The following is a 19311-nucleotide window of genomic DNA, read 5'->3' on the forward strand; positions in this document are numbered from 1 at the left end:
GGCCGCCAGCCATCAACCAAGGAAAGTCGCTACTTCCGCCTATTCAATCGCCTGGTCGTCGCAGGTCGAATGTTGATTCAAGTCAATGGTTGTCCCCACGCTTGGAAATCAATGGCCCCGGATGCCGCTTGATCCTAACAGGAGATGAGCATGCGGATATTCGCTCTCACTGCTGTGCTGAGCCTGACGCCGGCTACGGCCTTCGCCATCTCCGAGTGCAGGGTCACCGGTAACCCATCCGTGTTCGGCGTGGACATGACGGCCTACTTCGCGGTCAGGTCGGGCGAAACGTGCAATTTCCCGATGCGAATTCCGGGAGCGATGCATAGCTCCGGCGTGTCCCGGAAGCCCGCGCACGGGAAGCTCAGACAAGTCAACGTAACGACGTTCAGATACACCGCGGCAGCCAATTACAAGGGCACCGATACGTTCGCCATCTATGGTGAAGGAAAGGGTCCATACGGCTCTGGCAAATCGGTCATGACGGTGAATGCGACGATAGAGTAGCAGCCATCGGAGGGGCGTTGTCACTGACGCGCCTCCTCAGGAGGAGGCTCATCGGCGTCAGTGCTGAAACCTCCATCCACGCATTCCGGCCTCGTCCTGAGGAGCCCGCCTCACGCGGGCGTCTCGCAGGAACGACAGCGCACCGATTTCGTTGTGCTCGTCTTCTACACAGGAAAGGATATCGATCATGGACCGTGAACATGTGAAGGGCGCCGCCGACAAGGCAAAAGGCGCGATCAAAGAAGGGGCCGGCAAGCTCACCGGCGACAAGGACCTGGAAGCTGAAGGCAAGTTGGACAAGGCCAAGGGATCCGCCCATAACGTCGCTGGAGATGTGAAGGACGCAGCGCGGGACGCCTCTGACGCCCTCAAGAAATAGGCAGAAAAGGAAAGTCTGAAACTAGCCGCCTCAGGGCGGCTTTCCGTTTCTGTCAAGCCCACGGCAAGCGCGAGACCCGTTCAGGTCATTCGCCGGTCGATTGGGTCGCGTCCGCAACCGGGGTGAGGCAGCATGATCATTGCCCTCTATGCTGGTGCGGCCATCATAATGGCTGGCGGAAGCCTCTATTTCGCTTGGCGAGATGTCGGCTTTCGCAAATTCCTGGCAGGCGCGTTCTTCGTATCGTCGGGCATTTTGTTTTATCTCTATCTCGCCGACGTTTCGGTGCCTCTGTTGGGAACAGATTTTGTCGCGAGTCCGCAGGTCAGCGGTGGCCGTTCCATTGTCCATCTCATTCTATTTTTGGTCTGCTTCTATTTTGGCTTCCTCAAGCCGCCGAAGGCCTAAGACAAGCATCAATGTTCGGACTTTGGCGAGACGTCAGGAAGAGAGAAATGGGTCGTGATCGGCGAAAGCGAGAGATCAGCGTTCAATTGTGCACACAAGCCGGCCGAAGGCGCGGTGCAGGGCGCTGACGAAACACGGCTGAAACAGTGCTGAAACCAGATCGTCCTGAACTCGGCGCCCGCCGGCTCCGACCAACGTAGCGAAACGGAGAGAACAATCATGATCCAGATCGGTTCGAAGGAAGAAGTCGCGCTGTTGCTGGCGCTGTTCGGCACCCATACCCAGAAGGTAGAGCGGCCGAAGCCGAAATCGCAGCAAAGGTGAGAGACGCCATGCCCGGTTTGGCCGAATGCCAGAGCCTGCTACGGCTCCTGATCGCCAGGGGCGATCCCAAGGCCATCCCGCTTGCCAAGGGCGCCATCGACCAGTTCCTGAACACGGCACCTGTGAGCATGCGCGGGCGCGGCCTGCGCGTGCTGCAGCGCGACGCACTCGACCAGCACGACGCCGCGGTCGGCGTGCAGCGCTCGTTCGCCGAGACGGTGGACGCCTATATCGAGCGCAAGCTCGCGGAGGAGTAGCCGACGCAAGCTGGCCCGGCTCGCGCGTCTCTGCTTTGTTCCCGGAACCCGTTGATTCCAGGGGAAATTTCGTGCCCTTTAGAAACCTTTGCTCGTCCTCTGCACTATAGCGGGCAGAGGATTACGGTCATGACCCGATATTACTTTGACCTTCGCGACGACAAGGGAATTGCGCTGGACGAGGAGGGCCTGGAATTGTCCAGCGCGCGCGCAGTTCAGGCCGAGGCCGCCAAGTCGGTCGCCGACTTGGCGCGCGATGCGGTGCTCTCCGCGCCGCTCACCGGCGACCGGCAGGAGATGGCGATCGAGGTGCGCGATGCGAGCGGCCCTGTCATGCAGGTGAAGTTCAACTTCCAGATCGAGGATCTCAGGTCGGGACCGAAGTCACGCGGTCATTGACGCGTCAGCGTCGGCCGGGACGGCTCGTGCAACGGCGGCCGAGACTGCTCGGAGTCCAGCACGGCGATCTTTCGGCCGAGCTGCCAGACCTCGACCTTGCCGAGCCGCGTGAACCGCTGCGCAAAGCTGAGGGCGGAGGAATCCGAGGGAGCTTCGAACGCTTCGGCGGAGCGGAAGACGCCATCCTCGCCGATGAGATAAGCGCGATATTGCATCATGTCGGCGCCCTCAGGCCGGGCGAGCGCAGCCAGGCGTCGATCTGCATGGCGGTCTCGTCCTGCCGCGCCTGGCGCAGCAGCATGTCGCGCCGGCGGCCGGGCGTCAGCGTGCGGGCTTCCTCGCGGCAGCGCGCGGCTTCGTCCGCGAGTCGTTCGGTCAGGGTTCTGGTTTGTTTGAAACGACGTCTTGTCAGCATGGCGCTGCTCCCTCATTTGAGGTCGGGCGGGAGCGCAATCGGCGTTCTCATCACCGATCGATGCCACGGGCCTTGCGGTGATGACTTACCTTACGCCTCCCGCACAGCGGGAGTCACATCATTTGATATGTTGCGCGGATTAATTTTCGCGAGCAGCTTGAGCATGTTGAGCGGTTTACTCATTTGTGCCCCGCGAGTCCCAAAGTTCAATATTGAACCAAAGCGACCTGTGATAGTTATGGTCGCATCACCGGCCGAGGCTCTGCCCGTAGGCGTCGGTGGCTGAGAGACCGAGCGCGCTCCCGCCTGCAAAGCAAGGGAGCACCACGATGCCCGTCTATCGGCCGTTGCCTGTCGAACACGAACAGGCCGAATACATGCGCGAGATCGTGCGCGAAAGCCGCGAGCTGTTGAAGCAGCCGCCACCCGATACGTTTCTGGGACGCAGGACGCACGAGCCTTTCGGTCCGGGCACCGACGCTACGCCGAACGAGGAGCGTTGACCGTCAGCGCAATCGCGATCGCTGGCAGCAGGCCTGATTGCAGCGTGCGGGTTTGCGCGGCGTCGTGACAGATGGCTTGTGCAATCGCGCGCTCGCGGATCAGGGCGAGGCGAAGCCGCTCGGCTTCGCGGAGGGCGGCATCGGCGCGCACCAACAGGGGATCGTCGGTTGATCCATGCATGGCGGTGCAACGCGGTGTGTTGACGCTTGTTCCTGGTGGGGCTGCCCGGGTGTGTGGCGAACGTCGCGGCGCCCCTGAGGACGGCGCGGGGTCTTCGTTGATGTTTGCGTGAACCCCTTTTCCGCGAGTGCTATTGCGAACCGCCCTTGCAGTGCGGCACCAATGCTGGGAAACGTCGATTGACATTGTTCTCTATTTGTTCTAATGAGGCTCTACGTTTCAACCTCTGGGCGAAAAACTAAGTTTTGGGCTCACCGGGATTTTCTGCGGGGGGTTAGTTGATGAGTGGCTCGCTTCTTTCTCTGGTCCTGTTGAGCAGGCCGGTGACACCCGACATGTCAGCAGTCGCCAAAGCCCTTCACCTCCGGCATCCGGAGTTGGCAACAGAGGCGACGAACGGTGAAGAGTCGCAACCGGCTCAAGCGAATTCGCCGCTCATCCGTTGCGGCAACGAGCTCGTTGCGGTCATGTCGATGCCGGCACCCATTCCGCAGGATCCGGGGCTTTGGGCGCGCGCTGCGCGAACTTGGCCGGAAAGCGAGGCTGTGGCAACTGACCATCAGGGCCACATCATCGTCTCGCTGCTCGGAAAAAGTGAGCGGCCGCTGGTCGCCGCCCGCCTTACGACTGCGGTTATCGGTGCGTTGATTGCCACCGTGCCGGAATGTTGCGGCGTGGTGTGGGCGGGGCGGGTAGCGCGGGCTGCCGATCTATGGCTCGAAACGTCGCGGTGGTCGCTCGCACCATATCCGGACTACTCTCTGCCGATTGCTGTTGAGCTCGTTGCGAGTGGGCGAGTGCAAGATGTCTATTGACATTGTTCCCTGTTTGTTCTATTTACTGGCTCAACCTTTGGGCGAGACGTGCGTCTTGCCGGAAGCGTGCGGCGGGGCAGTTCATGAGTAACTCGTTTATTAGTTTTGTCTTGCTGGACCGACCGGTCACGCCCGACATGTCGCTCGTCGCCAAGATCCTTCGCGCGCGACATCCTGATTTGATGACGGAGCCGAACGATCCAGGCGAGCGACAGGTCAAAGCAAGCTCGCCGCTCCTTCGCTGCGGCAACCAGCTTGTTGCCGTCATGCCGATGCCGACCCCGATACCGGACGATGCCGGTCTGTGGGCGCGCGCTGCCACGATATGGCCGGAGGGCAAGGCGGTGGCCGCCCGGCATCGCGGTCACCTGGTCGTCTCGGCGCTGGCAAAGAACGAGAAGCCTCTCGTCGCCGCGCGCATCACCACCGCGGTGGTCGGCGCGTTGATCGCCGCTATGCCGGAATGTTGCGGCGTGGTTTGGGATGGCCGGGTGGCGCGACCGTCCGGCCTTTGGTTGGAAGAGTCGAGCCGCTCCTTTGCACCGTTTCCCAGCTATCCCTTTACACTGTGGGTCGACATTCTTCCCTTCCAGTCGGATCGGAAGATCGGCGCGATCACTGTCGGCTTGTCCACCTTCGCAGGTCGCGAGATCGAGTTCGAGACCGCCAAGCTGACGCTGTCCGAACTGATCGACAAGGTGGCAGGACTTTCCGTGTATCTGATCGAGCATGGAAACGTGGTGAAGGACGGCGACACGATCGGTGCAAGCACAACCGAGCGGATCGCGGTTCAGTATCGGAATTCCCAAGTCTTCAGTAGGGTGCCCGTGTTTTCATGTTCGGATGAGGTCGCAGACTCTTTTCGATGAAACTTTCAGAAATGCAGCCCCCCTTGGTGCGCCCCCCAGCCCATCAATTGACACGTCGGGCAAAACACCGGCAGAATGGCATCATCGAAAGATTTAAGGATCGAGCCCGCGGGATTCCGCGGGCTTTATTGTTGAGCGCCCATCGTCACGAGGAACGAAGACGAAATTCTGCAGGCAGAATGGACGTCGAAATGATGAGCGATGCGAACGGAGAGATCGTCTATGGCTACGCCCTCTGATGGAAGTCGAAAGAGAAAGGCGCCAAAGCTCTATCGCATCAAACTGAATTTCAGGATTAGCAAGCCCCCCGGGTGGGAATTGGAGAATTTTGCCGCCTTGGGCATCGGCCGCGTGCTCCGGCCGCCGAGAGGCAAGCGAGGCTTTCCTTCGCTATCCGAAACGCCAAGGCTGCTGATTGACAAATCGCTTGGGAGGCCGCCGGTCGATTGGGAGATGTTTCACGATTATTGGCTCGTATCCGATCGAATGAAAAGCGTTCTCGAAGCCGTGGATCGAGAGGGGGTCGCGTTTCTGAAGTGCGAAACGCGGTCGCTGAAGGGAGATGCGCCGGTTTATTGGCTTTGCGATGTCGTGCGCCGACTCGACGTCATTGACGAAGAAAAATCGATCGTCGAAGTCCTGGACGATGGGACAGATTACCGGCGCTACAATGGCACGGCAATTTCCCGCTATGTCTTCCGAGAAGAGGCTATCGGTTCGGCTCATATCTTCCGGCCACGCTTTTTGGAGCAGTGGATTCTTTGTGATCAGGCAATGAAGGGCGCCTGTAAGGCTGCCGGTGTGCGAGGCCTAAGCTTCGGATATGCCTACGGCAACTACGAAGGGCTTGATCCCTAGTTTCCGCACCTTGAGATAGGTAGAGATCTGACTGGCCCGTTCTTGGCTCGTCTGAATCGCTCTTTTGCAGAAGACATTTGCACGACACCCGGGGCGGATGCCCCGGTTGCCCTCGCAGTATGCGAATGCTGCCACCATTACCCTGATGGCCTTGTAGGCGCCCTGCACCGACCGCGATGCCGGCCCGGTGACCGCATCAGTATCTAGCGCGCACGAAGAGGCCGGCCCTCGCTGCTGGCCATCCACCAAAGCATTTCAGATCAGACCAGCCGGCTGCGATCACCGGCAGCTCGAATGCCGGCCTGCGCCAGAAAGTAACCGTCGCATGTTTCAAGATCATCACGTTTTGCCGAAGAAATTTGCAGATCATCCGGTCATCCGGCTCTTGGGAAAACGATTTAACATCGATGGAGTTCGAAATCTGGTGACGTTGCCGTCCAGACAGCCTCTGGCGACGGAGCTTGGTTCGAGCCCGCATACGGGGGGACATCTCGGAACGTACCACGACGGTTTTTTTGAGCGTCTTGAAAATCTCAAGGTGTCTGCAAAGTTCGACCTTGCTGATGCGGGCGATGAGCGCGCGCTGGACGAGATAGCTTCCGAAGTGAACGCGCTTGTAGCCGCTGCCAAGTACGCGGTAGCAAACGGTCATCTGCTCCCCAATACTCCAGAGGGACTAACGACCGAGGAAGGAAATGGTAAGAACCGTGAATGGTTCCAAAACCGCGGGACATACGCGGCGGACCAAGCAGAGCAAATCCGGCAGATGCAGGAAACCGTCGACCAGTTGCGCGATGCCGGTCAGCGAGATGCGGCCTTGGCTTTTCCGCTTTTGTCGCCGACGAGTGGTCTCAGCATGGCAGAGAGGAACGAAATATTAAGACGCTCTGGCAAAGGCACCATCTCGCTGCATTTCACGGGCGTCGACCCTATCCCGGATGCGCCGGGGCTCGTCCCCTCTCTGATCGACACTCGCCTGCGAGGCTTATCTCCACCCGATCGTCCCGACCTAAACGAGAACGAGGGATTCACGCCGAGCGATCCACGCTTCAGGAGCGTGCTGCCAGCCTTTCCATCGCTAAGTCCCGAGGAACAACGGCTCGGTGAGTTGCCTCCGACAACGGCGGCGCCATCGGACCCGCTGGTGCTCCTATCCGACCCGCACTCCGGAATGGCGAATCCATATTACGACAATCCATTAGCGGGCGGCACACCTGTGGTGCGCAATGCACTTCCTTGGATGGCCGGAGGGGCCGCCGTCGGCTTGGCGGCTCCCTCTCTCCTCCCCTGGCTGCTCGGCATCGGAGGCATTTTGGCGGTTGCGCGCGCTGCCAATGCGCAGGAAGGTTCCGGCGCGACGATGGGGGCTTCTACTCCTCGCGGAGGAGTGTTCTCGACAGGAGCGCCTGCGCACACCACATCGAACAATGGACTGAGCGTTGACAACGCGGCCAGCACCAGGGGCGTTTTAGCATCAACCTTCAGGCCGCAGCTGAGCGGAGCTTCCTCGTTAGATCCCGAGGCGCCCGCTGGCACTCTTGCAGATCGCTTCGGGGAGTGGGTCACCACCCCGGTTGGCACCATGCCCGCCAAAGATCTCGCAGTCTCTGCCGCAGCATCAGTCACGCACGTTCGCCGTCTCGCCCGTGTCAATGAGACGAACGCGGGCAACGTATTCACATCGGGCAGTGCGCCAGTCTCGTATCTGCCGTCTACCGAATTCGACGAGCGGTTTGGTAGCTGGACCGTCCCGGCCACTCGCGGCCAGCAGCCGCAACCGAACAAGCCGATCGGCGTGTTTGCGGACGTGCCGAGCTATCTCATTCCTCCACCGATCTTAGGAGTGAACGGCCCTGTCAATCCGCACAATGACAGCGAGGAATGGTTCTCGCGCTGGATACGGCCTTTGCTTCCGCCGGAATGACCTTTGCGGCGGAGCGAGCGTCGTTTGACACGTCGGGCAAAACACTGGCAGAATGGCATCATCGAAGAATTCGGAACAAGCCCGCGGCCTGCCGCGGGCTTGTTTGTTCTGGCGGCGCATGAGACGTTTTTACCCGCCACCCGGCCCGAACCACCGCGTCAGCGCTTCCGCAAGTCCGCAACTGCTCTCGTCGCCCACCCAGGCCACATGGCCATCGGGCCGCACCAGCACCGCGCCCGGCGCGGGGACCGCTCCGATGGCCGGAAGCTGCAAGGGGCCGTCGTAATCGGCATCGACTACCGCGAGGCGATCCGCCCAGGGCGTGATGTCGATGCCGCCCGGCTTGCCGAAATTGAGCAGCACGCCGCGCGCGCCGTGCAGCAGCGTGAACAGCGCGATTGTCTGGCCGTCGACGCTGATGTCGAGATCGGGCATGCGGCGGCCGAGCAGCGCGTGGCCTTCGCCGAGATCGTAAGCAATGTCGAGCCCGCTCATCATCGCGCCAAGGCGCCGGCGTGGCTCGTCCATGGCGAGCAGCTCGGCGATCACCTCGCGCGCGGCTTTGCGGCCGTCGTCGCCGCGGCGGAGCAGGGCGATCTGCGCCACGGTGTTCTTCAGCACGCGCGCGGCCACGGGATGGCGCTCGCTGTGATAGGTGTCGAGCAGGCTCTCGGGCGAGATGCCACCCACCACCTGCGCCAGCTTCCAGCCGAGATTGACCGCGTCCTGCACACCGAGGTTGAGGCCCTGGCCTCCGACGGAGTGATGAATGTGCGCGGCATCGCCGGCGAGCAGCACGCGACCCCTGCGATAGGAGGCGGCCTGCCGCGCCGCATCGGTGAAGCGGGAGATCCAGGCGGGATTGTTGACGCCGAAATCGGTGCCGTAGACGGATTCGAGCGCCGCGCTGAGATCGCTTAAAGAGGGCTCGCCGTCTTGCGCGAGATCAGCCTCCGTCAGCACGACCAGCACGCGCCCGCTTCCCGTCTTGCTGAGGCCGTGAAAGCCGAGCGCGTCGTGACGCAGGCCGAATTGGGGCTCTTCGCGCATCTCGACCTCGGCCATGAGGTTGCTGAGCGAAGGTTTTGAGCCAGGGAAGTCGATGCCGGCGCTCTTGCGCACCAGGCTGCGGCCGCCGTCGCAGCCGACGAGATAAAGCGCGCGCAAGCGCGTCCCGTCGGACAGCGTGACGTCGAGGCCGGTTTCGTCTTCCGCAAAGCCCGTCACCTCGCGGCTCCGATAGATCGGCACCGCGAGCTCGGCCACCCATTCGGCGAGGAGGCGCTCGATGTGGTTCTGCCGCAGCGCGAGCCCGTAGGGATGGCGGGTGGGGAGATCGCCGATGTCGAGCCTGGTCCAGGCGAAGCCGGCGAGCTGGGTGATCTGCCCTTCGCGCAGGAAGCGACCCGCGATGCCGCGCTGATCGAGGATCTCGATGCTGCGCGCGTGCAGCCCGCCGGCGCGCGTCTCGACGATGTCCTGGCTCGCGCGCCGCTCGATGATTGCGACGTCAATTCGAGCCAGCGCGAGCTCGGCGGCCAGCATCAGGCCGGTCGGGCCGGCGCCGGCGATGATGACCGCATGGCCGGCCGCTGCGCGTTCCGCGCTGGTTCGGTTGCGCGACCGCGACGTCGGAAGCGGGAAAGGCATGTCGTGACCCCTCGACTGGTTGTTCGGGCCCGGGGTCTTACGCGATCATCGGGGGCTTGAAGCAAGCCCCTTGCGCACCACATATTGAGCTGGGAGGAGGGGCTTTCCGTTTTGCGCGCTGTCGATTGACGCGTCGGGCAAAACACCTTCGCAAATGGCATCATCGAAATGCGCGCCGCTGGTCAGGCGGCTCAATCGTCCTTCGACATATCGCCGGGTTTGGTGGGGAGATCCATGGTGCCGCCCTCGCCATGTGCGAGATCGCGATCGTCGTCCGCCGTCTCGTCGGCGTCTTCGACGACCGCTTGCTGCGTGGCGTGCTCCTTGTCGATGCGCGGCTTTGAGGGCGGACGATTTTGCGCCGTCTTGCTTGGCGATGTGCCGGGTGAGTTCGTCTTGGTGGTCATGGCCGGTCGCTCCTGATTGTCCAACGCGGCTTGCGCGAATTCGTTCGTTTGACACGTCGGGCAAAACACTGGCAGAATGGCATCATCGAAACGAGTTTGAGTTGGCCCGCGCGGGAAGCAATCTGCAGCGGGCATTTTCATTTTCGCTTCGCGCGACGACAATCGCGCGCAACACAGGGTTTGACACGTCGGGCAAAACACCGGCAGAATGACATCATCGAAACGAGTTTGGTTCACCCGCGCGGGACGACATCCGCCGCGGGTTTTTTCGTCTCGGTTTCGAGATCGGACGGCGGCGGCGCATTGCGGCCACGCACTCGCTTGGATAACGCGTTAGGGAGCGCCGATCGGCGCGCCGTCGTCCGAACCATTGCTGGCCGTGCACGCGCGAACGTGCCGGCCCGCGGCGCCGGGCGCGGTTAGCCCCGCGCCGCTGCGGTCTCCGGGACCGGAGATAGGGTTCGCGCCCGAAACGATCGCGCCTCATCGCGCGATCTGCCGCGCATATTGTTTTCGAGGAGAGACGATGACCGCCTATCTGATATCGCTGGCCCTCGGGGGCCTCGTTGCCATCGTGCTGTGGGAGACGTTCTCGTGAGCGAAGAGATCGAATGCGAGCTTGAGCGTGTACCCGTCCGCTTGCCCACGCGAGGGAAGACGTCAGGGGCGCGCACGCTGACCGAGATCCGCTCGCTTGCGCGCAGCCACACCAGAACGGCCATCAGGGTACTCGTCGGCATCATGCGCAGCGAGGACGCATCTCCGGCCGCCCGCGTCTCGGCCGCCAATGCGATTCTCGATCGCGGCTGGGGCAAGGTTGCCCAGCCGGTGGAGAGCGGCGAAGACGGCATGCTGGAATTGATCCATCGGATCGAACGCATCATCGTGCATCCGCCGAGTTCGAGTGGCGGTGATGCCGTCACGACGCTCGAGATGACGGAGATCCCGATCTGCAATCGCGCCTCGATTGCCCGTTGACCCGTCGGGCAAAACACTGGCAGAATGGCATCATCGACAGAAGTTGGTGTTGCCCGCGCGGATGCAATCCGGCGCGGGCTTTGCGTTTGATGCCTTCGACTAATTCCTGGTCTGCTTGCCAGCCCGGCGCTGCACGGCATAGGCGCGCTGCACTTGGTCGCTGCAATAGGACAGCTTTCGGCCGTCGCCGGTGAAGTGCCCGTTGTAGATGATCCAGAGGATGACGGTCTTGTCGTCGGTCTTCTTGAACATCAGATTCTCGCGATCCGGGGTGGTGGCCTTGTCTTGCAGGCTGAAAGCCTCCGAGCCCGAAGCAGGCTGCATCGTGCACGTCGCTCCGAGTCTAACGGTGTCGGGCAGCTGAATTCGTGTGTTTTCGATCTTGCAGATGTTGGAGGCCGTCGTAATCGATTTGCCGGCGAACGCAACGATGGTGTCGTTGAACTTCGCGCAGCGCTCCTCGAAATCGGCGCCTGCCGCTGCGTAGACGCCGTCCCGCGGATGGGCTTCCTTGAGGGCTCGCTCCTGGTCGGCCTTCTGTTTTGCTTCCACCTTGGCTCTCAGTGTGGCCTCGGCGAGCGCGCGCTGTGTCGCCAGAGGGCAGTAGGCCGCACGCCAGGGTGGATCCTTGAGCTTTCCATTCAAGCTCTTCTGAACGGAGATTGTCGCATCATCGATCCGCTTGACGAACATGACTTCGTTGAATTGCCTGTTCTCCCAATTGGGATCGCGAGGGTTGAGGTTCTGCGCCAGATTGTAGTCGTCACAGGCCATTCCAACCTTCAGCGAGCCTGGCGCGAGATCGATGACTTTTTTGACTTTGCAGCCCCATTCGTAACCGCTGACCGATTTCTCGCCAAGATCGATGGTAAGATTGCCGCTTTCATCGCAAGACGACTGGAAATTCTTGCCGAGCTCCGCATAGACGCCGGACTTCGGGCGCCATTTGTCGGCGGTCATCGGAGATGCTTCTTGAGCAACAGCCGACAGATCGGTTGCCGACGTCAGAAGAACGATGATCGCCACGAACGACGCGCCACGTCTCATCTCATCAGGACCCACGAATTGCTCCCGCGCTTGGGATGTCGAGCCGTTCGCCGACATGTTGCAGCTTTGCGTTCAGAATAGTGGAACAGCCACAAGTTGAGCAAGAGGGCTCGATCGTGCGGGGGTATCGCGCTTCGGTCTTAAGACTATGCTTCGAAACATTGGAGAGTGGAATGTCTTGGCATGATGCCTTGCGGCGAATGTTACCCCCAATTGCGGGTTTCGAGCCCCACACAACAAGTCCATATAATGCGATACGGGACCGTGGCACTTCACCCCATCAGGGCCCTACAGCGGCGTCAATTCTCCCCGTCCATCCGCTATCGAAGACCATTTCAGGAGGCTCCTTGGACTTTGGCCGCCTTTCTCGGAGCACGACGCCTCTCCCAACTTGACCAGAACCCAACAAGGCCAATCCGACACCTTCGACAACGAAGACTGGTCCGCGATGTGGCGCAGGCGCACCGGCCTGCCCTAGGGCGAGCGAGCGCATCGAGTGTCCATCCTGAAAATTCCGACCGCCAAGATCTTCGAGCCGCTGCTGAAGCCTGCGCGCTACAAGGGTGTCTATGGTGGACGCGGCTCGGGCAAATCGCACTTCTTCGGCGAGCTCCTGGTCGAGACCTGCCAGGCCGAGCGCGGCACGCTCGCGGTCTGCATCCGCGAGGCGCAGCGCACGCTGGCGCAATCGTCGAAGCGCTTGATCGAAGGCAAGATCGCAAGCCTCGGGCTCGGCCATGGCTTCAAGTTGTTCAGCGACAAGATCGAGACGCCCGGGGACGGGCTGATCATCTTCCGCGGGCTTCAGGATCACACCGCCGACTCGATCAAATCCCTGGAAGGGTTTCGCATCGCCTGGATCGACGAGGCGCAATCCCTGAGCCCGCGCAGCCTCGCGCTGCTGCGGCCGACGATCCGCGCCAAGGACTCCGAGCTCTGGGCGAGCTGGAATCCGCGTCGCAAGAGCGATGCGATCGACGATTTTCTGCGGGGGCGACAGCCGGATGGTGCCGTGGTGGTGAAAGCCAATTGGCGCGACAATCCCTGGTTCCCTGATGTGCTCGAGGAGGAGCGATTGCTCGACCAGAAGCTTTATCCGGAGCGCTACGATCACATCTGGGAGGGCGAGTATGCCGGCGCCTTCGCGGGCGCCTATTTTGCCTCGCTGCTCTCGGAAGCGCGCGGGCAGGGGCGGATCGGGAAGGTTGCCGCGGATCCGCTGCTGCCGCTCCGTGCCTTCATCGACATCGGCGGCGCCGGCGCCGCGGCGGATGCCTTCACGATCTGGATCGTGCAATGGGTCGGCAGCGAGCTGCGAGCCGATTTTCAGCACCTGCGGCGATGGCGAAAGAGCGTGGAGCAGGCCCAGACCTACACCTTTAAAGCGGTGATCACAGTCATTGCCTCCGGTCTCATGGGTGCCGTCTGGCTTGGTGTCAAGGTCATGCTGGGCAAATGAGCCTTCATGGCGGCGGAAACGTCGCTCCGCGCCCGATCATGATCTGCTGCCCAACGAGTCGCTCATGTACAGAATCCGTATCGTCGATGCGTTCGATGACGACGTTGCCGAGACCCTGGCCGATCTCCATCGGCTCACGTTCTTCGATGCTGCGGCGATGCCCACGTTCGACGTTGGCGCCTGGTGGCTGGCTTATCACCACGAGGACGCCGTTGCCTTCGCCGGGGTTGTTCCCTCGACGCACGTTCGAAACGGCGGCTATTTCTCCAGAGTTGGGGTGTTGCAACGGTATCGGGGACGCGGCCTTCAGCGCAGATTGATGGCTGTAGTCGAAGCCAGGGGGCGGCGTATCGGATGGGACAGCATCGTCTCTGACACGACGGACAACCCGGTATCGGCGAACAACTTCATCCAGGCGGGCTATCGGCTGTTCGAGCCCGAGACCGCTTGGGCCTGGACGCATTCGCTCTATTGGCGGAAGTTTCTGCACTGAGCATTTGCCACCGCACGGAACGCGCCGTTTATCGGTCGAACGGCGAGCGCGTGTCGGGAATGTCCGAGGACCCGGCAGCCTGGGGCTGCCGGGTCCTTTTTGCGTATTGAAGCGATGCCGGCGTGGCACTTGCGAAGTCGGTGGCGCCGGGCTTTAAGTTTGCTCTTGCAGGAAATTCGGCGGTCATAAGCCGATGTAAGGGAGAGCGCGATCGATGCCCACCAAGCCTCAATTGCCGGTACGTGCCTCGCAAGGGACGGGAGGCCCGACCGCGCTCGATGGTCTATTGGTCGTCGATTTCACACGCGTGGTGGCCGGTCCGGCCTGCACCCAGACGCTCGCCGATTACGGTGCGCACGTCATCAAGATCGAGAATCCCGATGGCGGCGACGACACGCGTGCCTATGAGCACGCGGAGATTGGAGGCGAGAGCGCCGCCTTTCTCAGCCTGAACCGCAACAAGCGCGGCATCGCGCTCGATCTTGCCGTGCCGGAGGCGCGCGAGGTCGCGCTGGATCTGATCCGCAAGGCAGATGTGGTCGTGGAGAATTTTTCGAGCGGGGTCATGAAGAAGTTCGGGCTCGACTATGAGTCGGTTGCACCGCTCAACCCGCGGCTGGTCTATTGCTCGATCTCCGCCTACGGGCGCAGCGGACCGTTTGCCTCGCGGCCAGGCTTCGATCCGATCACGCAGGCGGAAAGCGGCTTCATGTCGCTCAACGGATTTGCCGACGGCCCGGCGGTTCGCACCGGCCCGCCCATCGTCGACATGGCGACGGGGATGTCCGCCTGCAATGCCATCCTGCTGGCGCTCCTGGCGCGGGAGCGGCTCGGTCGTGGCCAACGTGTCGAAGTCGCGCTGTTCGATGTCGCGATGGGGATGACCGGATTTTATGGCATGGCCTACCTCATCAACGGCGAAAATCCCGGCCGGTTCGGCAATTCGCCGAGCGGGTCTCCCACCGTCGGCGTGTACGAGGCCTCAGACGGACCGCTCTACATGGCCTGCGCCAACGACCGGCTCTACCGCCGGCTCGTGGTCGAGGTGCTGAATCGGCCCGATCTTATCACCGATCCGCAGTTTGCGACGCGCAAAGCCCGTTCGGAGAACAAGGAGCGCCTGCGGACAGCTATTGCCGAAGTCTTCGCCAGCGATACGCTCGAAAACTGGATGGCGAAGATGAAGCTGGCCAATATCCCGGTCGGCTATCTCCGGACGGTCGAGGAGGGCTTCAACGCCCCCGAGGCTCGCGAGCGTCATCGCGTGAACCGGATCCCGCACCCGACAGCGGAATGGGTGCCCAATATCGAGCCGCCGATCACAATGAGTTTGACGGGCGCGGTCGATCCCGTCGCGGCACCTCTGTTGGGTCAACATACGATGCAGGTCCTGCAGGATACGCTCGGCTACGACGAGCGTCGGATCGCGGATTTTGCCGAAAAGGGCGCCTTTGGCGCGGTCAAGCCTCCGAAGTCGACTTGAGGCACTGGCTCGGCTTGATTTGGCAAAGGTACCGCCGCATAAATGAGTGAAAGCGAGGGACACGAATGGCGCCTGGCCAGGAGCCGAGCATGACGCAGCCCGCAGGCCTGCAAGCCGGCGGAGAGGTCTATGCGTCAATGATCGCGAAGGCTCGGGCGCTCCTGCCGCAATTGCGTGAGCGAGCGGCGCGGACCGAGGAGCTGCGGCATCTTCCTCCGGAAACCGAAAAGGATCTCCACGACGCCGGCCTGTTCCGGATGCTCCAGCCGGCCCGGATTGGCGGCGCTGAGCTCGACTATGTCGCTCTGGTCGATTGCGCCGAGCTGCTCGGGCAGGCGGATGCGTCGGTCGCCTGGAATCTCGCCAACCTGGCAAGCCATCACTGGATGCTCGGCATGTTCGAGCAAAGGGCGCAGGATCTGGTCTGGGGCCGCAATCCGGATACTTTGATCGCATCCTCGTTCATCTTTCCCGCCGGACGCGCGACGCGGGTCAAAGGCGGATACCAGTTGCACGGTAGCTGGCCATTCTCCTCGGGCGTTGCCTCCTGCGACTGGAATATGCTTGCGAGCGTGGTCTATTCCGACGACGATGCCGACGGCATCGAGTATCGAATCTTTCTGCTACCGAGCGGCGATTACAAGGTGCTGGACACCTGGAACGTCGCCGGACTGCGCGGGACAGGATCTTGCGACGTCGAGGTCAGGGATACCTTCGTGGCTGACCATATGACGGTCGCCGTAGGGGACCTCTCAGGTGGCCCGACGCCGGGAAGCGCGGTCAATCCGAATCCGCTGTATGCGCTGCCGGTCTTCTCACTGTTTCCTTACGTCCTCTCCGGTGTCGCGCTGGGGAATGCACAGGCGTGCCTCGACGATTACACGGAGGTCGCGCGTCATCGCGTTTCGACCTACAACCGCGCCAAGCTGAGCGATTTTCAAAGCACGCAGATCAAGATCGCCGAGGCTTCTGCCAAGATCGACGCCGCGCGCCTGATCATGCGGTCGGCCTGCCTTGATGCCATGGAGGATGCACGGGGCGGCCAAATACCTGACATGGCGACCAAGACCAGATATCGCCGTGACGGATCCTTTTCCGTGAATTTGTGCACGGACGCGGTCTCGATGCTGTTTGCCGCCAGCGGCGCGCGTGGTCTGTTCACGAGCGGCGTGTTACAGCGGCAGTTCCGCGATGCTCACGCGATCAACTCACATCTCGCATTCAACTTCGATGCGGCCGGAACCAACTACGGACGGGTGGCGCTCGGCCTGCCCTCCGAGAATCTCACGCTGTGAGGCCGGCCGATGAATGATCTGCCGAAGCATCCCCGCGCTCCAGATCCCGCCAACGAGTTCGCGAGCGACAGCTCGCAGATCGATCCTCGCGACTTTCGCAACGCGCTCGGAACCTACGCAACAGGCGTGACGATCATCACGGCGGCGGCGCCTGACGGCAAGCCGTACGGGTTGACCTGCAATTCGTTCGCCTCGGTCTCGCTGAATCCGCCGCTGGTTCTGTGGAGCCTCGTCGTCTATTCCTCCAGCCTGACCATCTTCCAGAACGCCAGCCATTTCAGCGTCAACGTTCTCGGCGCTTCGCAACAGGCGCTTGCGAACAAATTCGCAAAATCGTCGGACGACAAGTTCACCGGCGTCGACTGGACCCCCGGCCTCGGCAACGCGCCAGTGCTCGCCGAGAGCGTCGCCAACTTTCAATGCCGCTCCGTGAATCGCTATTATGGCGGTGACCACGTGATCTTTCTCGGCGCGGTCGAGGCATACACCTACAATGCGAAGGAGCCGCTGCTCTTTGCGCGAGGGGCATTCGGCCGCTTCATGGCCGACGATAAGAAGAACGTGCCGTAACGCCCCCTAGACAGCTTTGCGCTCTGCCGCCGAAAGCTTGTAGATCTCCAGCGCGTCCGCGTCGGCACCTCGCGCGGCCTTCGCCAGCCTGAAAAGCTGTCCGGCAAGCGCGGCCATCGGTACCGGCGTCGATGTCGCCTGTGCAACATCGGCCACCGTATCAAGGTCCTTGAGCATCGTGGCGATGTGGCCGAGCGGCGGGGTGTGAATGCCCCTGACCATCCGCGGCACGAACAGCTGGAGCGGGATGGAATCCGCAAAGCCGCCGGCGAGCGCCTCGGGCAATCGGTTGGCGTCAATTCCGGCGTTCACGGCAAGGCGTGTTGCTTCCGCGAGCACGGCCATTGCGCATCCGACGATCACCTGGTTGCACAGCTTTGTGGTCTGGCCGGCGCCGAGCGGGCCCATGTGCGTGAACCTGCGCGCCATGGCCATCATATAGGGGCGCACCCTCTCGATGTCGCCCGCTTCTCCGCCCGCCATGATGGCGAGCGTGCCTTCCTCGGCGCCCTTCGTGCCCCCGGACACCGGCGCATCGATCCAGCCCGCACCGTTCGCGTCCTTCAATCGCGTTGCGAGGCCGCGCGCCGCGTCCGGATGGATTGACGAGAAGTCGACCACAAGCTTGCCCGCGCCAGGGGCTGCTGCCAGACCTTCGGGCCCGAAGATCACCTCCTCGACCGCCGCCGCATCCGTCACGCACATGAAAACGATATCCGAGCTCGCCAGGAGATCTCGGGGCGTGACCATACGCTTGGCGCCGGACTCGACGAGCGGCGCCACCTTGCCCTCCGAGCGGTTCCAGACAGCGACTGGATAGCCGGCCTTGAGCAGGCGTCGGGTCATGGGCGTTCCCATGAGTCCCAGGCCGAGATAGCCGAGCTTCTCGGTGCCTTGCGGGTTTGCCTTGCTCTCATCAGCCATAGGTTGCCTCCTTCTGTCCCAGACGCCGCTTTACCATACATCGCGCATCGGCCGGCAAAACCGCCCAGCTCGCATGGCTTGCCTGATTGTTTGAACCATGAAACATTTGAGGCGGTCGGGTTGGGGGCGCCAGCGGGCGCCGGAGCAGCGGAGTGGCACGATGCGAACCGTTTCGAAGTGGATCCTGGCTTTGGGGGCGGCAGCAGCCGTGAGCGTGGGCGCAAGCCCATCATGGGGGCAGCAGACGATCCGCGTCGGCTGGACCATCCCTGCGGAGGAGTCCAAGTACTGGATGATGCGCAGGCCGGCCGAATTTCCCAATCTCGGCAAGACCTACAACATCGAATGGACCCAATTCCAGGGCACCGCGCCGATGACGCAGGCTTTGGCAGCCGGTGCACTGGACTGCGCGACCCAGGCGCCGCTCTCGCTCTCCAACGGTGTCGTCGGCGGCAATCTCAAAGCCTACATCGTGGCGCAACACGTTTTCGAAATGCCCGGCGGTTTTTCGGTCTATTGGGCCGTCATGGATGACTCGCCCATCAAGACGATCGCGGATCTCAAGGGCAAGACGGTCGGCATTTCCGTGATCGGTGGCGGCACGCAAGGACCGTTCAACCTGCTCTTGAAGCAGAATGGCGTCGATCCGGCCAAGGACATCAAGCTGGTCGAGGTCGGCTTTGCCGTCTCCGAGGACGCGCTGCGCCAAGGCCGCGTCGACGCGGTCAACATGAACCAGCCGTTTGCTGCGCGCGCGGAGGCAAAGGGCGGCACAAGGAAGCTGTTTTCGCTCTCCCAGGCCATGCCGAACATCGTGCACATCCTGGAAGCCTGCCGTGCCGATTTCGTCGACAAGAACCCCGAGCTGGTCAAGGCCTATGTTCGCGATATTACCTCGGGCATGAAGAAGGCACTGGCGAACCGCGAGGAGACTCTCAAGGTCGTCAATGAAGTGCTGAAAGCCCCCATCCCGGTGCTTGAGACCTACCTGCTCAAGGACAATGATTTCGGCCGTGATCCGGGCGCGGCGCCGAACTTCCCGGCGATCCAGAAGATGCTGGATATCTATGCAGAGACCGGAATGCTGCCGAAGCTGGATGTTGCACAGTTCAAGCATCCGTCGATCGTCGCGCCGCTGCAATAGAAGCGGGGCGAACTACTGAACG

The 19311-nt window shown here is 62.0% G+C and carries 23 protein-coding genes and 1 pseudogene; 17 read left to right on the plus strand and 7 right to left on the minus strand.

All coding sequences use genetic code 11. From position 1 onward, the window contains the following. Positions 1-150: 150 nt before the first annotated feature. From ACNJYD_RS12340 to ACNJYD_RS12360, 5 genes are all read left to right on the plus strand, one after another. Complete coding sequence (locus tag ACNJYD_RS12340; protein WP_439366515.1) at positions 151-507, plus strand: hypothetical protein; 357 nt, start codon at positions 151-153, stop codon at positions 505-507. 187 nt (positions 508-694) lie between these two features. Next, positions 695-886, plus strand: coding sequence for a CsbD family protein (locus ACNJYD_RS12345; protein ID WP_172785461.1), 192 nt, complete (start codon positions 695-697; stop codon positions 884-886). A gap of 132 nt (positions 887-1018) precedes the next feature. Beyond that, complete coding sequence (locus ACNJYD_RS12350; RefSeq protein ID WP_172785460.1) at positions 1019-1294, plus strand: hypothetical protein; 276 nt, start codon at positions 1019-1021, stop codon at positions 1292-1294. Positions 1295-1626: 332 nt separating this feature from the next. Continuing rightward, positions 1627-1875 carry a hypothetical protein gene (locus ACNJYD_RS12355; RefSeq protein WP_172785459.1) on the plus strand — a complete coding sequence of 83 codons (249 nt, stop codon included), beginning with the start codon at positions 1627-1629 and terminating at the stop codon, positions 1873-1875. Positions 1876-2004: 129 nt separating this feature from the next. Further along, positions 2005-2274: a DUF6894 family protein gene (locus ACNJYD_RS12360; RefSeq protein ID WP_260380096.1), complete on the plus strand. Its 270-nt coding sequence runs from the start codon at positions 2005-2007 to the stop codon at positions 2272-2274. Here ACNJYD_RS12360 and ACNJYD_RS12365 read toward each other — a convergent pair. Both ACNJYD_RS12365 and ACNJYD_RS12370 read right to left on the minus strand, forming a co-directional pair. Further along, positions 2268-2492, minus strand: coding sequence for a hypothetical protein (locus ACNJYD_RS12365; RefSeq protein ID WP_172785458.1), 225 nt, complete (start codon positions 2490-2492; stop codon positions 2268-2270). The two genes, ACNJYD_RS12360 and ACNJYD_RS12365, sit on opposite strands and share 7 nt — an antisense overlap. Continuing rightward, positions 2489-2689, minus strand: coding sequence for a hypothetical protein (locus ACNJYD_RS12370; protein WP_212255394.1), 201 nt, complete (start codon positions 2687-2689; stop codon positions 2489-2491). The genes ACNJYD_RS12365 and ACNJYD_RS12370 overlap by 4 nt, the downstream gene beginning before the upstream one ends. Positions 2690-3018: 329 nt before the next feature. Between ACNJYD_RS12370 and ACNJYD_RS12375 the strand changes: the two genes are divergently transcribed. Continuing rightward, complete coding sequence (locus ACNJYD_RS12375) at positions 3019-3192, plus strand: hypothetical protein (protein ID WP_439366516.1); 174 nt, start codon at positions 3019-3021, stop codon at positions 3190-3192. On the opposite strand, the gene ACNJYD_RS12380 is transcribed toward ACNJYD_RS12375, so the two are convergent. Next, complete coding sequence (locus ACNJYD_RS12380; protein WP_439366517.1) at positions 3170-3346, minus strand: hypothetical protein; 177 nt, start codon at positions 3344-3346, stop codon at positions 3170-3172. The genes ACNJYD_RS12375 and ACNJYD_RS12380 overlap by 23 nt on opposite strands. Positions 3347-3708: 362 nt before the next feature. On the opposite strand from ACNJYD_RS12380, the gene ACNJYD_RS12385 reads away from it, so the two are divergent. From ACNJYD_RS12385 to ACNJYD_RS12400, 4 genes are all read left to right on the plus strand, one after another. Continuing rightward, positions 3709-4188 (plus strand): hypothetical protein, encoded by a 480-nt coding sequence (locus ACNJYD_RS12385; RefSeq protein ID WP_439366518.1) that lies wholly within the window; start codon positions 3709-3711, stop codon positions 4186-4188. Between the two features lie 83 nt (positions 4189-4271). Next, a complete protein-coding gene (locus ACNJYD_RS12390; RefSeq protein WP_212255403.1) occupies positions 4272-5057 on the plus strand; it encodes a DUF4261 domain-containing protein in 786 nt (261 codons plus the stop codon). 222 nt (positions 5058-5279) lie between these two features. Then, positions 5280-5915 carry an imm11 family protein gene (locus ACNJYD_RS12395; RefSeq protein WP_212255405.1) on the plus strand — a complete coding sequence of 212 codons (636 nt, stop codon included), beginning with the start codon at positions 5280-5282 and terminating at the stop codon, positions 5913-5915. Positions 5916-6240: 325 nt separating this feature from the next. Then, positions 6241-7839, plus strand: coding sequence for an AHH domain-containing protein (locus ACNJYD_RS12400; RefSeq protein WP_439366519.1), 1599 nt, complete (start codon positions 6241-6243; stop codon positions 7837-7839). Between the two features lie 129 nt (positions 7840-7968). Here ACNJYD_RS12400 and ACNJYD_RS12405 read toward each other — a convergent pair whose 3' ends face one another. Together ACNJYD_RS12405 and ACNJYD_RS12410 are read right to left on the minus strand one after the other, a co-directional pair. Further along, a complete protein-coding gene (locus ACNJYD_RS12405; protein WP_439366520.1) occupies positions 7969-9489 on the minus strand; it encodes an FAD-dependent monooxygenase in 1521 nt (506 codons plus the stop codon). Positions 9490-9680: 191 nt separating this feature from the next. Continuing rightward, positions 9681-10037 (minus strand): hypothetical protein, encoded by a 357-nt coding sequence (locus ACNJYD_RS12410; RefSeq protein WP_439366521.1) that lies wholly within the window; start codon positions 10035-10037, stop codon positions 9681-9683. Positions 10038-10535: 498 nt separating this feature from the next. On the opposite strand from ACNJYD_RS12410, the gene ACNJYD_RS12415 reads away from it, so the two are divergent. Beyond that, positions 10536-10874 (plus strand): hypothetical protein, encoded by a 339-nt coding sequence (locus tag ACNJYD_RS12415; RefSeq protein ID WP_439367471.1) that lies wholly within the window; start codon positions 10536-10538, stop codon positions 10872-10874. Between the two features lie 99 nt (positions 10875-10973). On the opposite strand, the gene ACNJYD_RS12420 is transcribed toward ACNJYD_RS12415, so the two are convergent. Next, positions 10974-11978 carry a hypothetical protein gene (locus tag ACNJYD_RS12420; RefSeq protein WP_439366522.1) on the minus strand — a complete coding sequence of 335 codons (1005 nt, stop codon included), beginning with the start codon at positions 11976-11978 and terminating at the stop codon, positions 10974-10976. A 439-nt stretch (positions 11979-12417) separates the two neighbouring features. Here ACNJYD_RS12420 and ACNJYD_RS12425 point away from each other — a divergent pair. The 5 genes and pseudogenes from ACNJYD_RS12425 to ACNJYD_RS12445 all read left to right on the plus strand — a co-directional run. Continuing rightward, positions 12418-12990, plus strand: a pseudogene (locus ACNJYD_RS12425) (PBSX family phage terminase large subunit); the annotation flags it as partial. A 454-nt stretch (positions 12991-13444) separates the two neighbouring features. After that, the gene (locus ACNJYD_RS12430) at positions 13445-13873 is read left to right on the plus strand and encodes a GNAT family N-acetyltransferase (protein ID WP_439366523.1); all 429 of its coding nucleotides are present in this window, start codon (positions 13445-13447) and stop codon (positions 13871-13873) included. Between the two features lie 214 nt (positions 13874-14087). Next, positions 14088-15356, plus strand: a complete 1269-nt coding sequence (locus tag ACNJYD_RS12435; RefSeq protein WP_439366524.1) for a CaiB/BaiF CoA transferase family protein — start codon at positions 14088-14090, stop codon at positions 15354-15356. Between the two features lie 65 nt (positions 15357-15421). Next, a complete protein-coding gene (locus ACNJYD_RS12440; protein ID WP_439366525.1) occupies positions 15422-16651 on the plus strand; it encodes an acyl-CoA dehydrogenase family protein in 1230 nt (409 codons plus the stop codon). A gap of 9 nt (positions 16652-16660) precedes the next feature. Continuing rightward, the gene (locus ACNJYD_RS12445) at positions 16661-17221 is read left to right on the plus strand and encodes a flavin reductase family protein (RefSeq protein WP_212255415.1); all 561 of its coding nucleotides are present in this window, start codon (positions 16661-16663) and stop codon (positions 17219-17221) included. A gap of 6 nt (positions 17222-17227) precedes the next feature. On the opposite strand, the gene ACNJYD_RS12450 is transcribed toward ACNJYD_RS12445, so the two are convergent. Next, on the minus strand, positions 17228-18145 hold the full coding sequence (locus tag ACNJYD_RS12450; RefSeq protein ID WP_212255416.1) for an NAD(P)-dependent oxidoreductase: 918 nt from the start codon (positions 18143-18145) through the stop codon (positions 17228-17230). 160 nt (positions 18146-18305) lie between these two features. On the opposite strand from ACNJYD_RS12450, the gene ACNJYD_RS12455 reads away from it, so the two are divergent. Beyond that, positions 18306-19289 carry an ABC transporter substrate-binding protein gene (locus ACNJYD_RS12455; protein ID WP_271505411.1) on the plus strand — a complete coding sequence of 328 codons (984 nt, stop codon included), beginning with the start codon at positions 18306-18308 and terminating at the stop codon, positions 19287-19289. The last annotated feature ends 22 nt before the right edge of the window (positions 19290-19311 follow it).

The sequence above is a fragment of the Bradyrhizobium sp. SPXBL-02 genome, assembly GCF_051853065.1.
Classification (GTDB): Bacteria; Pseudomonadota; Alphaproteobacteria; order Rhizobiales; family Xanthobacteraceae; genus Bradyrhizobium.

Excerpts from the sequence above, each read along its gene's own strand:
- ACNJYD_RS12340 (WP_439366515.1), top strand. The coding sequence starts at position 151 with ATGCGGATATTCGCTCTCACTGCTGTGCTGAGCCTGACGCCGGCTACG.
- ACNJYD_RS12345 (WP_172785461.1), top strand. The coding sequence starts at position 695 with ATGGACCGTGAACATGTGAAGGGCGCCGCCGACAAGGCAAAAGGCGCG.
- ACNJYD_RS12350 (WP_172785460.1), top strand. The coding sequence starts at position 1,019 with ATGATCATTGCCCTCTATGCTGGTGCGGCCATCATAATGGCTGGCGGA.
- ACNJYD_RS12355 (WP_172785459.1), top strand. The coding sequence starts at position 1,627 with ATGCCCGGTTTGGCCGAATGCCAGAGCCTGCTACGGCTCCTGATCGCC.
- ACNJYD_RS12360 (WP_260380096.1), top strand. The coding sequence starts at position 2,005 with ATGACCCGATATTACTTTGACCTTCGCGACGACAAGGGAATTGCGCTG.
- ACNJYD_RS12365 (WP_172785458.1), bottom strand. The coding sequence starts at position 2,492 with ATGATGCAATATCGCGCTTATCTCATCGGCGAGGATGGCGTCTTCCGC.
- ACNJYD_RS12370 (WP_212255394.1), bottom strand. The coding sequence starts at position 2,689 with ATGCTGACAAGACGTCGTTTCAAACAAACCAGAACCCTGACCGAACGA.
- ACNJYD_RS12375 (WP_439366516.1), top strand. The coding sequence starts at position 3,019 with ATGCCCGTCTATCGGCCGTTGCCTGTCGAACACGAACAGGCCGAATAC.
- ACNJYD_RS12385 (WP_439366518.1), top strand. The coding sequence starts at position 3,709 with ATGTCAGCAGTCGCCAAAGCCCTTCACCTCCGGCATCCGGAGTTGGCA.
- ACNJYD_RS12390 (WP_212255403.1), top strand. The coding sequence starts at position 4,272 with ATGAGTAACTCGTTTATTAGTTTTGTCTTGCTGGACCGACCGGTCACG.
- ACNJYD_RS12395 (WP_212255405.1), top strand. The coding sequence starts at position 5,280 with ATGGCTACGCCCTCTGATGGAAGTCGAAAGAGAAAGGCGCCAAAGCTC.
- ACNJYD_RS12400 (WP_439366519.1), top strand. The coding sequence starts at position 6,241 with ATGTTTCAAGATCATCACGTTTTGCCGAAGAAATTTGCAGATCATCCG.
- ACNJYD_RS12405 (WP_439366520.1), bottom strand. The coding sequence starts at position 9,489 with ATGCCTTTCCCGCTTCCGACGTCGCGGTCGCGCAACCGAACCAGCGCG.
- ACNJYD_RS12410 (WP_439366521.1), bottom strand. The coding sequence starts at position 10,037 with ATGAAAATGCCCGCTGCAGATTGCTTCCCGCGCGGGCCAACTCAAACT.
- ACNJYD_RS12420 (WP_439366522.1), bottom strand. The coding sequence starts at position 11,978 with ATGTCGGCGAACGGCTCGACATCCCAAGCGCGGGAGCAATTCGTGGGT.
- ACNJYD_RS12430 (WP_439366523.1), top strand. The coding sequence starts at position 13,445 with ATGTACAGAATCCGTATCGTCGATGCGTTCGATGACGACGTTGCCGAG.
- ACNJYD_RS12435 (WP_439366524.1), top strand. The coding sequence starts at position 14,088 with ATGCCCACCAAGCCTCAATTGCCGGTACGTGCCTCGCAAGGGACGGGA.
- ACNJYD_RS12440 (WP_439366525.1), top strand. The coding sequence starts at position 15,422 with ATGGCGCCTGGCCAGGAGCCGAGCATGACGCAGCCCGCAGGCCTGCAA.
- ACNJYD_RS12445 (WP_212255415.1), top strand. The coding sequence starts at position 16,661 with ATGAATGATCTGCCGAAGCATCCCCGCGCTCCAGATCCCGCCAACGAG.
- ACNJYD_RS12450 (WP_212255416.1), bottom strand. The coding sequence starts at position 18,145 with ATGGCTGATGAGAGCAAGGCAAACCCGCAAGGCACCGAGAAGCTCGGC.
- ACNJYD_RS12455 (WP_271505411.1), top strand. The coding sequence starts at position 18,306 with ATGCGAACCGTTTCGAAGTGGATCCTGGCTTTGGGGGCGGCAGCAGCC.